Raw genomic sequence first — 14,391 nt, 5'->3', positions numbered from 1 at the left:
CGACCATGACCGAGGAATCCAGGCAAGGGATCAGCCGGCGCATGCTCTTGGGCGCAACCGCCGGGGGCGCCGCCCTTGCCGGCACGCTGGGCGGCCGTCTGGCGCTGACCGGCGGCTTTGCGGGCGCGACGCTTGCGGGCAGCGAGGACGCCCGGGCCGAAACCGGCGGCAGCTACGAGGTCGCCCCCGGGCTTCTCGACGAATATTACGGCTTCTGGTCCTCGGGGCAGTGCGGCGAGATGCGGATCCTGGGCATCCCCTCGATGCGCGAATTGATGCGGGTGCCGGTGTTCAACCGCTGCTCGGCCACGGGCTGGGGGCAGACGAATGAATCGATCCGCATCCACCAGCGCTCGATGACCGAGGAGACAAAGACGCTTCTGGCCGCGAATGGCAAGAAGATCCACGACAACGGCGATTTGCACCATGTCCACATGTCCTTCACCGAGGGCAAGTATGACGGCCGCTTCCTGTTCATGAACGACAAGGCCAATACCCGCGTCGCCCGGGTGCGCTGCGACGTGATGAAATGCGATGCGATCCTGGAGATTCCGAACGCCCATGCCATCCACGGGCTGCGGCCGCAGAAATGGCCGCGCTCGAATTACGTCTTCTGCAACGGCGAGGACGAGACGCCGCTGGTGAACGACGGCGCGACGATGGACGACGTGTCGAGCTATGTGAACATCTTCACCGCCGTCGATGCCGACAAATGGGATGTGGCCTGGCAGGTGATCGTTTCGGGCAACCTGGACAATTGCGACGCCGATTACGAAGGCAAATGGGCGTTTTCCACCAGCTACAACAGCGAAATGGGCATGAACACCGCCGACATGACGGCGGCCGACATGGACCATGTGGTGGTGTTCAACATCGCCGAAATCGAAAAGGGCATCGCCGCGGGCGATTATCAGGAGCTGAACGGGGTCAAGGTTCTGGACGGGCGCAAGGGCCAGAACAAGAACTACACCCGCTACATCCCGGTGCCGAACAACCCGCATGGCTGCAACATGGCCCCCGACAAGGTGCACCTGTGCGTCGGCGGCAAGCTGAGCCCCACGGTCACGGTGATCGACGTCACGAAGCTGGATGCGCTGTTCGAAAGCGACATCGACCCGCGCTCGGTCGTGGTGGCCGAACCGGAACTGGGGCTTGGGCCGCTGCACAATGCCTTTGACGGCAAGGGCAATGTCTATACCTCGCTGTTCCTCGACAGCCAGGTGGTGAAATGGAACATCGATCTGGCCAAGCGGCTTTACGCCGGGGAAAAGGTCGATCCGATCCTTGACAAATGCGACGTGCAATATCAGCCGGGCCATCTCAAGACCTCGATGGGCGAGACATTGGAGGCCGATGGCAAGTGGCTGGTCTGCCTGTGCAAATTCTCGAAGGACCGGTTCCTGAACGTCGGCCCCCTGAAGCCCGAAAACGACCAGCTGATCGACATTTCGGGCGACAAGATGAAGGTCATCCACGACGGCCCGAACTTTGCCGAACCGCATGATGCGATTGCCGTGCATGCCTCGAAGATGACCAACATCAAGTCGATCTGGGAGCGCAACGACCCGATGTGGGCCGAAACGCGCAAACAGGCCGAGGCCGACGGGGTCGATCTGGACGACGAACAGACCTTCGTCATCCGCGACAAGGCCGACCCCGGCAAGGTGCGCGTCTACATGTCGGCGATGGCGCCGAACTATGCGATGGAAAGCTTCGAGGTGAACGAGGGCGACGAGGTGACGCTGGTGGTCACCAACCTCGACGACATCGACGACCTGACGCATGGCTTCACCCTGGGCGGGCATGGCGTGGCGATGGAAATCGGACCGCAGGCGACCTCGTCCGTCACCTTCGTCGCCGCCAAGGCCGGGGTCTACTGGTATTACTGCCAGTGGTTCTGCCACGCGCTGCACATGGAAATGCGCGGCCGCATGTTCGTGCGTCCGAAGGCGTAAGCGATGCGGCTGCCTTGTCTCTCTCTCGTCCTGATCCTGTCTGCGGCGCCCCTGCAGGCCGAAACGGTGATGGTCTCTCCGGGCGAGGCGGCCCTGCGCAACGCGATCGCGGCGGCACGCCCGGGCGACGTGTTGCGCCTGACGGCGGGGTCCTATGGCCCCGCCGTCATCGACAAGCCGGTAACCGTCGAGGGTCAGGGCCAGGCGGTGATCGACGGCGGCGGCAAGGGCAGCGTGCTGACCGTCAGCGCCGATGACGTGACCCTGCGCGGGCTGCGGGTGCAGGGCTCGGGCCCCCGCAACGAGGATATCGACGCCGGGATCAAGGTGGTGAAGGGCGTGGCCCGCACGCGGATCGAGCGCAACGTGCTGATCGACAACATGCACGGGATCGACTTTCACGGCGCCATCGACGCGGTGGCGCGCCACAACGACATCACCGGGCGGCGCGATGCCCATATGATCGCCCGCGGCAACGGCTTTTACGTCTGGAACGCGCCCGGCGTGGTGATCGAGGACAACACCGTCCGCTATGGCCGTGACGGGATCTTTTCCAACACCTCGAAACGCGACATCTACCGGCGCAACACCTTTCGCGATCTGCGCTTTGCCATCCACTACATGTATACCAACGACAGCGTGGTCGAGGGGAATATCTCGATCGGCAACCATCTTGGCTTTGCCATGATGTATTCGCGCCGGGTGCAGGTGACGGGGAACATCTCGCTGCATGACCGCGACCATGGCGTGATGCTGAATTCGACCAACGATGCCGACGTGATCGGCAATCTGGTGATCGGGGCGGCGAAATGCACCTTCATGTATGACGCCAACAAGAACCTGATCGCGGGCAACCGCTTTCAGGGCTGCGACATCGGCATCCACTATTCGGCCGGATCGGCGCGCAATGCGGTGACCGGCAACGCCTTCGTCGGCAACCGCAACCAGGTGAAATATGTCGGCACCCGCGCCATCGAATGGAGCCTGGAGGGGCGCGGCAATTACTGGTCGGACCTGGCCGCCTTTGATCTGAACGGCGACGGTTTCGCCGATCAGGCGTTCCGGCCGAATGATCTGATGGACCATATCCTGTGGTCGCAACCCGCGGCCGGGCTGCTGATCGGCGCGCCCGCGGTGCAGCTGATCCGCTGGAGCCAGTCCAGCTTCCCCGCCACCCTGCCCGGCGGCATCCTCGACAGCCACCCGCTGATGCGCCCGATCGACATCGCCCTTCCGCCCGCGCTGGCCGCCGCCGCCGCCGAAGTCGGGGACCGCTGGCAAACAGAGACCGAGAAAGATGCTGAAACTGACCTCTCTCACTAAGCATTATCAGGAGGTGGCGGCGCTGAACGCGGTCAGCTTCGAGGTTGCCCCCGGCGAGCGGGTGGCGCTTTTGGGCCATAACGGCGCGGGGAAATCCACGCTGATGAAGATCGTGCTGGGGCTGATCCCCTTTGACGGCGGGCAGGTCTCGGTGGGGGGGGCGGCGCCGGGCTCGGCCACGGCCCGCGCCGGGGTCGCCTATCTGCCTGAAAACGTGGCCTTTCACCCCGCGCTGACCGGCGAGGAACAGATCCGGCTGTTCCTGTCGCTGCGCGGCGAAGACCCGGCACAGGCGCGCGCCCTGCTCGACCGGGTCGGGCTGCATGGCGCGGCGCGGCGCCGCATCGGCACCTATTCCAAGGGGATGCGCCAGCGCGTCGGGCTGGCGCAGGCGCTGGTGGGCCATCCGAAGCTTCTGATCCTGGACGAGCCGACCTCGGGGCTCGATCCGGTGTCGCGGCGCGATTTCTATGCGCTGCTGGACGATCTGGCGGCCGAGGGCGCGGCGATCCTGCTGTCGTCCCATGCCTTGACCGAGGTCGAGGCCCGCACCGACCGCATCGTGATCCTGTCGGGCGGGCATCTGGTGGCCTCGGGCACGCTGGCGGCGCTGCGCGCGGCGGCGGATCTGCCGGTGACGCTGCAGATCACCCCGGCTTTCGGCCAGGCCGAGACCGTGGCCCGTGCCTTGCCCGAGGCGGTGCTGACCGGTGCGCAGTTTCAGCTGTGCGTCGCGCAGGGGCGGAAACTGGCCTGCCTTGCCCGCGTCTCGGCGCTGGGCGCGGCGGTGACCGATCTCGATCTGATCCCGCCCTCGCTCGAGGACATCTACAGCCATTTCAGTCGGAGGGACGGCCAATGACGGCGATCCTGGCCCTGGCCACAGCCGAATTCCGCATCGCGGCCCGCAACCGCTGGCTGGCCATCGCGGCGGTGCTGATGGTGCTCTTCGCGCTGATCCTGTCGGCGGCGGGCTCCGGCCCGACCGGCGCTTTGGGCGTGGACCGGCTGACGGTCACGGTGGCCAGCCTGACCAGCCTTTCGGTCTATCTGGTGCCGCTGATCGCGCTGCTTCTGTCCTTCGACGCCATCGCGGGCGAGGCCGAGCGCGGCACGCTGGCGCTGATGCTGACCTATCCGGTCGGGCGCGGGCAGATCCTGGCGGGCAAGGCCGCGGCGCATCTGGCGATCCTGACGCTGGCGCTGCTGGCGGGGTACGGCGCGGCGGGGCTGGCGGCTTTCGCGCTTGATCCCGGCGCCGCGCAGGGGCTGGGCGCGCTGGCCCGGCTGATCTGGACCTCGGTCGCGCTCGGCGCCACCTTCCTTGGCCTTGGCTATGCGATCTCGGCCCGGGCGCGGCGGCCCTCGGGGGCGGCGGGGCTGGCGATCGGGCTCTGGCTGCTGGCGGTCGTGCTTTACGATCTGGCGCTGCTCGCCGCGGTGGTGGCCGACAATGGCGGCGCCTTCACCACCCGGGTCTTTCCGCTGACGCTGCTGGCCAACCCGGCCGATGCGTTCCGGCTTTACAATCTGGCCGCCTCGCAGGCCACCGCCGCCGCGGCCGGGGTCTCGGCGGCGGCGCAATCCGTGCCGGTCTGGCAATCGGCGGTCTCTGTCCTTGTCTGGCCCCTCGTGTCGGGGGGGCTTGCCCTGCTCTCGTTCCGAAAGGTCGTGCCATGAAACGCATCCTTCTTGCCCTGTGCCTGCTCACCGCCTGCCGGGAGGAGGCCGCGATCCCGCAACCGGTGGCGCTGAACGCCGAGGCGGTGGGCTATTTCTGCCAGATGAACATCCTGGATCACGGCGGGCCAAAGGCGCAGCTGCATCTGGACAGCCACCCCGGAAATCCGTTGTTCTTCAGTCAGGTGCGCGATGTCGTCAGCTATCTGCGGATGCCCGAAAAGGACGGTCAGGTGCTGGCCACCTATGTCACCGACATGAGCGCGGGCAATTGGGCCGCCCCCGCCACGCTGCCCTGGATCGCCGCCGACAGCGCGATCTATGTCGTCGGTTCCACGCGCCGAGGCGGGATGGATCAGCCGGAATTCGTGCCCTTCGGCAGCGCCGGGGCGGCCAAGGCCTTCATCGCGCAGTTCGGCGGGCAGGCGATGACGCTGGCCGAGATCCCGCAAGGCGCGCTGGCCACGGAGGCGCAGGCCCCGGACACGGAGGCAAGTTCCGCCGCCGAGGCGCGCGATTACAACGCCCGGCTGCACAGCCATGCGCAGGGCCACGGCACGATGGGGGACATGTGATGACCTGGTTGAACCGCCGCCGTTTTCTGGCCATCGCCGCCGGTCTGGCCGCTGCGGGCCCGGTCGGCACCGCCCGGGCCGGGCTGCACGAATGGCAGGGCGTTGCGCTGGGCGCCCGGGCGCGGATCCTGATCGCGCACCCCGAGGCACAGGCGATCTGCACCGCCGCCGCCGCCGAGATCGCGCGGCTGGAGGCGATCTTTTCGCTCCACCGCCCCGACAGCGCGCTGGCGCGGCTGAATGCCCAGGGCGAACTCGCGGCGCCGCCCTTTGAGCTGCTGGCCTGTCTGGCGCTGTGCGACAGCGTCCATGGCGCGACGGCGGGGCTGTTCGATCCGACGGTGCAACCGCTCTGGGCGCTTTACGCGGCCCGTTTCAGCGCCGGGTCGGCCCCGCAGCAGGCGGAAATCTCGGAAGCTTTGCAAAAGGTTGACTGGAAGGCGGTGCAGATCGACAGTGATCGCATCCGGCTTGCCCCCGGGCAGGCGCTGACGCTGAACGGCGTCGCCCAGGGCTTCATCGCCGACCGGGTGGCGGCGCTGTTGCGCGACCGCGGCCTGCGCGACATCCTGATCGACACCGGCGAATTGCGCGCCCTGGGCCCGCAGCCCGACGGCAGGCCCTGGCCGGTGCATCTGGGCGCGGGCGGGCAGGTCGATCTGGTCGGGCGGGGGCTGGCCAGTTCCGCGGCGCTGGGGACCAGCTTCGATGCGGCGGGCCGGGTCGGCCATATCCTTGACCCGCGGACCGGGCATCCCGCCCCGGCACGCTGGCGCCTTGTCACCGTCACCGCGCCCGAGGCCGGTCTGGCCGATGCGCTCTCGACCGCGGCCTGCCTGATGCCGGATGCAGCCGGCATCCGCGCCGCCGTTGCCCGGTTCGCGGGCGCGCGGCTAGACCATCTGGCATAGGCCCCCGCCCGGGCCGGTGCGCGGCGGGTCTCAGCCGTTCGCATCCTTGAGCAGCCGGCCGTGTTTGCGCACCTCGGCCACCACGGCGCCAAAGGTGGTCAGGCCGCGGGACTTGAGCGAGGGCAGCAGCCGCAGGAAGGCATCCGCCGTGGCAACTGTGTCGCCGATCGCGGTATGGCGGGCCTCTTCGGGAATGGTGATGCCCAGCCGATGCGTCAGCGCGTCAAGGCTGTGCACCTCGGATTGGCCGAAGACCACCGCCGAGAGCAGCACCGTATCGAGCACCGGATTGTCGAAATTGAGCCCGATCAGCAATTCCTTGCGACGCAGGAATTCCAGATCGAAGGGGGCGTTATGGGCCACCAGCACCGCCCCTTCGGCGAATTTGTGAAACCGGCGCCCGACCTCGATGATATCGGGGGCATCGGCCACCATCGCATCGGTGATGCCATGCACCGCGGTCGAGACCTCGGGGATGCGCCGCCCCGGATTGACCAGCGTGTCAAAGACCTCGGTTGCCACCCGCCGCCCGTTGACGATCCGCACCGCGGCGATCTGCACGATCTCGTCGCCCTCGGTCGGCAAAAGCCCGGTGGTTTCCGTGTCGAAAACCACGAAAGTCAGTTTTTCCAACGGCGTATTGGCGATTTCGTTTTCCTTTTCGCGCCCCAGAAGGTCGAAATCATAGACCACCTTGCGCGCCACCGGACGCGGGCCGTTGCCGATCCGCCGCGCCTCGCGCAGGGGCAGGCAAAGCCTGTGGCGGCCGTCGTGCAGCCGTTCGGGCCAGATGTCGGCGGCATGGGCTGCCACCACGCGCCGCCCCGTCACATCCGCCATCCCGACATCGAGCGGCGCAGAAAGCCAGGCCTCCAGCTCGGCGATCGCCACCGCCTCGCCCTGCCATTCCAGCGCGATCAGCGCCCCCGCCCCCTCCTCAAGGATTTCCAGCCGCTTGTCGCGGCGATCCGGGCCAAGACGCTGCACCAGCGTCGCGATCAAGGCCACCATCTCGAAACCCTCGACCCGCAGCATCAGGGGCGCCGTCACCGCCAGCAGGTCGCCCGCCCCTTCGGCGGCAACCCGGGCCTTGACCGCCTCGCCGAAATCCGAGGCGCGGATCATCGCCAGCGGCCACCAATCGGCCCGCATCGCCTCGTGGCGCTCGAACAGCGTATGGATCGCATGGGCCAGATTGCCCGCCTCGGATTGCGCGGCGCCGCGCAGCTGGGCGCGGGCCTGCGGCTCGGTCGGGCCATCATCGGCGATCAGCACGCCCATCAGCGATTGCAGCGCGGCGGCAGGGCGACGGATGCGGTCGAAGAGCTCGTCCATCAGCGCCTCGCGCCCGGCATGGGCCAGCATGTCCGCCGAGACGTCGCGCAGCGTCAGCACATAGCCCGCCTTGCGCGTCACCGCGTGATCCTCGCCCTCGGAAATCAGCCGCATCCGCGCTGCCAGCGTCCGGCCATCGGCGGTGGTGGCGCAAAGCAGGTCCGAGGCGGCATCGGGGTCGGAGGCCTGCAAGAGCCGGTCATAGGCATGCAGGATCGGCGCGCGGTTGAGATAGTCGAAGACCCGCCGATCCAGCCCCGGCGCATGCGCGCCCCCCAGCAGATCGACCGCCTGACCGTTGTAAAAGACCAGCTGATGCGTCGCCGAGCACAGCAGCACCCCCACCGGCACGTCGGATAAAAGCGCCTCCAGACGCTCCTTTTCCTGCGCCAGCCGGATCGTCTCGCGCTGCACCGATTCCGCCAGCGCCGAGCGGGTCTCGTTCAGATGCTGGGTGATCGCGGCGGCGGCGGGCGCCAGATCGCCCAGATACCGGCCCGCGGTCTGGTCCAGCTCGGTCTCGATCGCCGTATGGGTGCGGGCGCGGATATGGCCCGCCAGCCGCTCGATCGGCTTGGCGACGTTTTCGTCGAACAGATACCAGACCGAGACGATCAGCCCGGTGATGACGAAGCCCGCCACCACACCGCCGATCACGAAACCATCAAGCGCCTCGGGGCGGCCGAGCTTTTCGAAGCCGAAGACCAGCCCCGCGACAAGGGCGGCCAGATTGCCCAGCGCCAGAGCCGCGAAAAACAGGAAGATGCGCAGACGCAGGCTGAGACGGGTGAGCGACATCACAGCCCCCCGACATCAAGAAGCCGGTGCAATTCGTCGCGCAACTCCTTCAACTCGAACGGTTTGGCAATGAACCCGTCAGCGCCGAGCGCCAGCGCCTTGCGCCGTTCCAGCGCCGAGCCGCGCGCCGTCATCATCACGATCCGCACCGCGGACAGGCTGTGATCGGCCCGCACCTCCTGGCAGATTTCATAGCCCGACACCTCGGGCAGCATCACATCCAGAAGCACCAGATCGGGGCGATCGTCGCGGATGCGTTCGACCGCGCCCAGACCGGTGGCGATGCGCATCCGGTCCAGCCCCTCGCGGCCGAGCAAGTAATCCAGCGCGATGGCGATATTGTCCTCGTCCTCGACGATCAGCACGCGGCGCTTGCGATCCCGCCCGGCGGCAGCCTCGGCCATCTTATCCTCCTGCGCAGGCGGTATTCAGCCCTGCGTCCCCCTCGGGGGCAGCCATCCACACCCCGGATGTCAGCGTGCCATCGGCGTTCACCGCCGCCTCGCCGCCCAGAACCGCCTGCCGGTGCCCGACGCAATCATAGGCCACGGTGACGGGCTGCACCGGCTGCCAGCGCGCCACCAGATAGAGGTTGGTCGCCACCACGCCGGGCGCCGGGCGCAGGCTGTTGGCGCCATCCAGCGCGACAAACCGCGTCGTCACCGGCCAGAGATAGGTCCAGGGCCGCCAGGGTTCGGAGGCGGCATTGGCCGAGACCACCTGCGCGGTGGCGGGCAGCCGGGCGCTCGCATCGGCAAACCAGCGGTATTCGCCCCAGACCGTCGCCAGGATCATCGCCAGCCCCGCCGCCGCCGGGGTCACCCATTTCGGCAAGCTGACGCCCAGAAGCTTTTGCGTCGCATGGCGGGCGGCGTAAAGCACGATGGCGGCAAAAAGACCCGCCGCCAGCATCGTGATCAGATCGTTCGACATCAGCTTACCACCGCCTTGTTATGCCCCACCGCCGATTGCATCGTGCGCACCACCACGAAGGCGTCGCGCAGATGCGAGCGTTCGAAATCGCTCAGATCCGAGGGGGCAAGGAAATTGTCGGGCTTGCGCCCGGATTTGATCAGCGTCACCTGATTGTCAAGCCGCATCGCCGCGATCAGGTCATAGGCCTCGATCAGATCGCGCGCGCCCGAGGGCGAGATCACCCCCGCCTCCTCGGCCGCCTTCAGCCGCGCGCGGGTGTTGACCGCGCCAAGCCGCCCCTGCAGCGCATAGATCCGCGCCAGATCGGCCACCGGCACCACCCCGTTCATCTTCATGTCGATGTGGTTCCTGTGTTCGCCCGAACGGATCGTGGCAAAGCCCCGCAAGAGGCCCAGCGGCGGCGTGTGCTTGAGCGAATTGGCGATCATATGGGCGACGAAAATCGAATTCTTCGCCGTCAGATCCAGCGTTTCGGCCTGCAGCGCCTCGAACATGGCGATGCCGCCGCCGCCGATCGGGCGCAGATCGAACATGACCGAGGCGAGCATCTGCGCCTCGGGGCTGGGTTTGGCGATCCAGCCGGTGAAATAGTCGCGCCAGACCCGGGCGGGCTGGCACCAGCGCTCGGCCGTGGCCATCATGTCGCCCGGGCAATAGACATAGCCGCAGGCGTTGAGACCGTCCGAGACGATCTTCGCCAGAGCGCGGAAATAGGCCATGTCCTCGGCGGTGGCGGCATCCTCGACGATCAGGCAATTGTCCTGATCGGAGACGCCGGTCTGTTCCTGCCGCCCCTGCGAGCCGCAGGCCAGCCACAGATAGGGCACCGGCGGCGGGCCCAGTTCGCGTTCGGCCATCACCAGAAGACGGCGGGTGACCGCATCGGCAATGTCGGTGATCATCCGGGTGATCACGTCATGGGCGTGATGGCCGCCGACAAGCTGCACCAGAAGCTGCGGAATCCGCCCGGTCACCAGGGCAAGATCGGCCACGGTTTCGGCCGAAACCACGTCGCGGATCAAGACCGCCGAGGAGACGGCCTGAAACCGCGTCAGGTCGGTTTGCGTGATCATGCCGACGAAACGGCCCTCTTCGGTGATCGGCAGATGGCCGATCCGGCGTTCCAGCATGATGTTGAGAATGTCAGAGCCCAGCGCATCGGGCGGCAGGCTGACCGGATCGGCGGTCATCACCGCGGCGACCGAGGTGCTGCCCGGCAATTCCCCGGCCAGAACCTTGTTCGACAGATCGCGCTGGGTGACGATACCCAAAAGCCGCTCCGCCTCGGCCACGACACCAAGCGAGGAGACATGCGCGTCGCGCATCATCTTGGCGGCAGCGACGACCGAGGTTTCGGGGCCGCAGGACAGCGGCTTGCGCGCGATCAGATCGGCCACTTTCTGCGTCGCGATCTCGGTCGAGACCTTTTCACCGCGCTTTCTGTTGAAGAAGCGTTCAAAGGCCGGATAGGTCTCGATCAGCCGCTTGAAAGTGGGGGTGGGCAGCACCAGACAGATCGTCTGTTCGGTGGCCTTGGCCTGGGTCGCGGCCAGCCCGTCGCGCATCAGCCCGCGTTCGCCAAAGGAGTTGCGCGGCCCCAGAAGCGAAACCAGCCCGCCATTGCCGTCGGTGATCTCCACCGCGCCCTGCTTGACCAGATAAAGCCCGCCGAGCGGCGTCTGATAGACATAGATCAGCGCCTCGGGGCGGAATTCCATGCGGCGGAAGGAACGGGCCACATCGGCCAGCTCGTCACGCGGCAGGGTATCGTAGGGGTGGACGGTTTCAAGAAAGGCCGTGATCGCCTTTTGGTCGGTTTCCATGTCCTGAGCCCTTTTTGGGGAAACTGCCTCCGCGCGGACGCGGAGGCAGCGGGTTTCGACGCGGGCGAGGCCGGGGCCCCGCCCGATCCGGTCAGTGATGGGTGGCCTTGCCGGCGCCCTTGGGCACACGGATCGATTCGACAAGGTCGATCACCGATTGCGGCGGGGCCTTGGTGACGGCCGACACGATGAAGGCGGTCAGGAAGTTCATCACCGCGCCCACGGTGCCGATCGACAGCGGCGAGATGCCGAACATGTAGTTGGCCGGGGTGTCGGGCAGGTTGTTGGTGCCCGGGATGAAGAACCAGCCCTTGTAGATGAAGATGTAGACGGCCGTGAAGACCAGACCCACCAGCATCCCCGCGATCGCGCCTTCCTTGTTCACGCGCTTGGAGAAGATCCCCATCATCAGCACCGGGAAGATCGTCGCCGCGGCCAGACCGAAGGCCAGCGCCACCACCTGCGCGGCAAAGCCGGGCGGGTTGAGGCCAAGGTAGGTCGCCACCACGATGGCGCCGCCCATGGCGATCCGCGCCGCCAGAAGCTCGCCCTTTTCCGAGATGTTCGGATTGATCGAGCCCTTGATCAGGTCGTGCGAGATCGCCGAGGAGATCGCCAGCAGCAGACCCGCGGCGGTCGAGAGCGCGGCAGCCAGCGCACCGGCGGCCACAAGCGCGATCACCCAGCCCGGAAGGTTGGCGATTTCCGGGTTCGCAAGCACCATGATGTCGTTGTCGACCTTGACGACTTCGTTGCCCTTCAGGCCGAGTTCGGCAAAGGTCTTGCCGGTCTTGGCCAGTTGCTCGGTGGCCAGCAGGCCCTCGCGCTCGGTGGTCAGGGTGGCGATTTTCGCCTCGATATCGGCTTTCGCCGCATCGGCGGCCTTGGCCAGCGCCGCATTGGCTTCACCCAGCGCCTTGGTGTTGGCGGCAAGCTTGGCCGGTTCGTTGACATACTGGATCAGACCGTCGCCGTTCAGATCCTTCATCGACAGAAGGCCGGTCTTTTCCCAGTTCTTCACCCACTCAAGCTCGGGCTTGCTGTCGATGTCGGCACGCGAGACGGCCGGGCCGTCAAAGGCATTGCCGGTCACCGCGGCGGGCCACATCGAGGTGGTCAGGTTCAGACGCGCCATCGAGCCGACGGCCGGGGCCACGGTGTAAAGCAGCGCGATGAAGACCAGCGCCCAACCGGCCGAGGACCGGGCATCGGCCACTTTCGGCACGGTGAAGAAGCGGATGATAACGTGCGGCAGACCGGCGGTGCCGATCATCAGCGACATGGTGAACAGGAACATGTCGAAGTAGTTCGAGCTGTCGGCCGTATAGGCCTTGAAGCCCAGTTCGGTGACGACGGCATCGAGTTTCGCCAGGAAGTCCACATCCCCGCCCGAGGGCGCATAGCCGCCGATCAGGCCAAGCTGCGGGATCGGGTTGCCGGTCAGGTTGAACGAGATGAACAGCGCCGGGATCGTATAGGCGATGATGAGGACGACATATTGCGCCACCTGGGTATAGGTGATGCCCTTCATGCCGCCGAACACCGCATAGGCGAAAACGATCGCCGCGCCGATGTAAAGCCCCATGTCGGTCGAGACTTCGAGGAAGCGCGAGAAGGTCACGCCCACGCCGCGCATCTGCCCGATCACATAGGTCACCGAGATGACGATGAGACAGATCACCGCCAGAAGGCGGGCGCCGCCGGAATAGAACCGGTCGCCGATGAATTCCGGCACGGTGAACTTGCCGAACTTGCGCAGATAGGGGGCCAAGAGCAGCGCCAGCAGCACATAGCCGCCGGTCCAGCCCATGAGGTAAGCGCCGGTGGCATAGCCGCCAAAGGCGATGATCCCGGCCATCGAGATGAAGGAGGCGGCCGACATCCAGTCAGCGCCCGTCGCCATGCCGTTCAGCACCGGGTGAACGCCCTGCCCCGCGGCATAGAATTCCGCGGTCGAGCCCGCCCGGGCCCAGATCGCGATCCCGACGTAGATGGCAAAGGTGATGCCAACCACGATCAGGTTGAGGGTGAATTGATCCATTGTCCCTGCGCTCCCTTATTCTTCCACGCCGTGTTCGCGGTCGAGCTTGTTCATCAACGCCGCGTAGGTGAAGATCAGCCCGAGGAACACGTAGATCGAGCCGTTATGCGCCATCCAGAAGCCCAGATCGGCGCCGCCGATGTGGATCCCCGACAGCGCAGGCCGCAGAATGATGCCCATCCCGAAGGAACAAACAAACCAGATCGCCAAAGAAATCAGGATGATCCGGACGTTCGCTTTCCAGTAGGCATTGGACGAAGAATTGTCCGCCATAAGCGTTACTCCCTGTTGTTGTCTCCAGACGAGGCCCCGTTTCGGGGTCCGCCCCTTCCCTTCAGGCCGATACGCGCGAAACGATCGACCCAAGCTCCTGTGCGACGGTGTCGATGCCTTGCATCGCATCGACCGTCTGCAAGACGCCCAGCGCCCGGTAATGGGCGATGAGCGGTGCCGTCTGCGCGTGATAGGCGGCCAGTCGGGCCTGCGCGGTTTCGGCGGTATCATCGGCGCGACGCTTGAACTCCGTCCCGCCGCATTTGTCGCAGCAGCCCGCCTGCGCAGGCTGCTTGAACGTGTCGTGATAGCCCTCGCCGCAGCGCGCGCAGGTGAACCGCCCGGCCACGCGCGCGATCATCGCCGCGTCATCGACACCAAGGCTGATCGCGGCGGTGACCTTTTGCCCCGCCTCGGCCAGCAATGTGTCCAGCGCCGCCGCCTGCGCCGCGGTGCGCGGAAAGCCGTCCAGGATCACCCCGGCCTTCACGTCGGGCGCGGCCATCCGCTCGCGCAGGATCGCCAGCACGATCTCGTCGCTGACCAGCCCGCCCGCCTCCATCACCGTCTGCGCGGCGAGCCCCGCAGGCGTGCCCGCGGCGACGGCGGCGCGCAGCAGATCGCCGGTCGAGAGCTGGATCAGCCCGAAGCGCTCCTCCAGCCTCCGCGCCTGCGTGCCCTTGCCCGCGCCGGGGGGGCCCAGCAGGATCAGCACGGCCGTTGTGGTGTCGGTGTCCATGC

Annotated in this window: 13 protein-coding genes; 6 read left to right on the top strand and 7 right to left on the bottom strand. The window is 66.7% G+C overall.

What is annotated here, in order from left to right; genetic code table 11:
- Positions 1-5: 5 nt before the first annotated feature.
- From nosZ to ACTTAG_RS04025, 6 genes are read left to right on the top strand one after another with little or no spacing between them, the layout of a single operon-like run.
- A complete protein-coding gene (nosZ, locus tag ACTTAG_RS04050) occupies positions 6-1,955 on the top strand; it encodes a TAT-dependent nitrous-oxide reductase (protein ID WP_444464279.1) in 1,950 nt (649 codons plus the stop codon).
- A 3-nt stretch (positions 1,956-1,958) separates the two neighbouring features.
- Entirely contained in the window at positions 1,959-3,278 is a 1,320-nt protein-coding gene (locus tag ACTTAG_RS04045; RefSeq protein ID WP_444464278.1) for a nitrous oxide reductase family maturation protein NosD, read from the top strand.
- Entirely contained in the window at positions 3,253-4,140 is an 888-nt protein-coding gene (locus tag ACTTAG_RS04040) for an ABC transporter ATP-binding protein (RefSeq protein WP_444464277.1), read from the top strand. The genes ACTTAG_RS04045 and ACTTAG_RS04040 overlap by 26 nt, the downstream gene beginning before the upstream one ends.
- The gene (locus ACTTAG_RS04035; RefSeq protein WP_444464276.1) at positions 4,137-4,958 is read left to right on the top strand and encodes an ABC transporter permease; all 822 of its coding nucleotides are present in this window, start codon (positions 4,137-4,139) and stop codon (positions 4,956-4,958) included. Before ACTTAG_RS04040 ends, ACTTAG_RS04035 begins: the two co-directional genes overlap by 4 nt.
- Complete coding sequence (locus ACTTAG_RS04030; protein ID WP_444464275.1) at positions 4,955-5,533, top strand: nitrous oxide reductase accessory protein NosL; 579 nt, start codon at positions 4,955-4,957, stop codon at positions 5,531-5,533. The genes ACTTAG_RS04035 and ACTTAG_RS04030 overlap by 4 nt, the downstream gene beginning before the upstream one ends.
- Positions 5,533-6,444 (top strand): FAD:protein FMN transferase, encoded by a 912-nt coding sequence (locus tag ACTTAG_RS04025; RefSeq protein ID WP_444464274.1) that lies wholly within the window; start codon positions 5,533-5,535, stop codon positions 6,442-6,444. Before ACTTAG_RS04030 ends, ACTTAG_RS04025 begins: the two co-directional genes overlap by 1 nt.
- Before the next feature lie 30 nt (positions 6,445-6,474).
- Here the strand turns inward: ACTTAG_RS04025 and ACTTAG_RS04020 are convergent, their stop codons facing one another.
- From ACTTAG_RS04020 to ACTTAG_RS03990, 7 genes are all read right to left on the bottom strand, one after another.
- The gene (locus ACTTAG_RS04020; RefSeq protein WP_444464273.1) at positions 6,475-8,577 is read right to left on the bottom strand and encodes an exonuclease domain-containing protein; all 2,103 of its coding nucleotides are present in this window, start codon (positions 8,575-8,577) and stop codon (positions 6,475-6,477) included.
- Entirely contained in the window at positions 8,577-8,981 is a 405-nt protein-coding gene (locus tag ACTTAG_RS04015) for a response regulator transcription factor (protein ID WP_444464272.1), read from the bottom strand. The genes ACTTAG_RS04020 and ACTTAG_RS04015 overlap by 1 nt, the downstream gene beginning before the upstream one ends.
- Position 8,982: 1 nt before the next feature.
- Entirely contained in the window at positions 8,983-9,510 is a 528-nt protein-coding gene (locus ACTTAG_RS04010; protein ID WP_444464271.1) for a hypothetical protein, read from the bottom strand.
- A complete protein-coding gene (locus ACTTAG_RS04005; protein ID WP_444464270.1) occupies positions 9,510-11,336 on the bottom strand; it encodes a DUF294 nucleotidyltransferase-like domain-containing protein in 1,827 nt (608 codons plus the stop codon). Before ACTTAG_RS04005 ends, ACTTAG_RS04010 begins: the two co-directional genes overlap by 1 nt.
- A 91-nt stretch (positions 11,337-11,427) precedes the next feature.
- Entirely contained in the window at positions 11,428-13,377 is a 1,950-nt protein-coding gene (locus ACTTAG_RS04000; RefSeq protein WP_444464269.1) for a sodium:solute symporter family protein, read from the bottom strand.
- A 15-nt stretch (positions 13,378-13,392) separates the two neighbouring features.
- The gene (locus ACTTAG_RS03995; RefSeq protein WP_444464268.1) at positions 13,393-13,650 is read right to left on the bottom strand and encodes a DUF4212 domain-containing protein; all 258 of its coding nucleotides are present in this window, start codon (positions 13,648-13,650) and stop codon (positions 13,393-13,395) included.
- Positions 13,651-13,711: 61 nt separating this feature from the next.
- Positions 13,712-14,389 (bottom strand): adenylate kinase, encoded by a 678-nt coding sequence (locus ACTTAG_RS03990; protein ID WP_444464267.1) that lies wholly within the window; start codon positions 14,387-14,389, stop codon positions 13,712-13,714.
- Positions 14,390-14,391: the final 2 nt, after the last annotated feature.

The organism is Rhodobacter capsulatus, assembly GCF_052363185.1.
Taxonomy (GTDB): domain Bacteria; phylum Pseudomonadota; class Alphaproteobacteria; order Rhodobacterales; family Rhodobacteraceae; genus Rhodobacter; species Rhodobacter capsulatus_E.
This window is presented reverse-complemented; position numbering and strand designations above follow the sequence as displayed.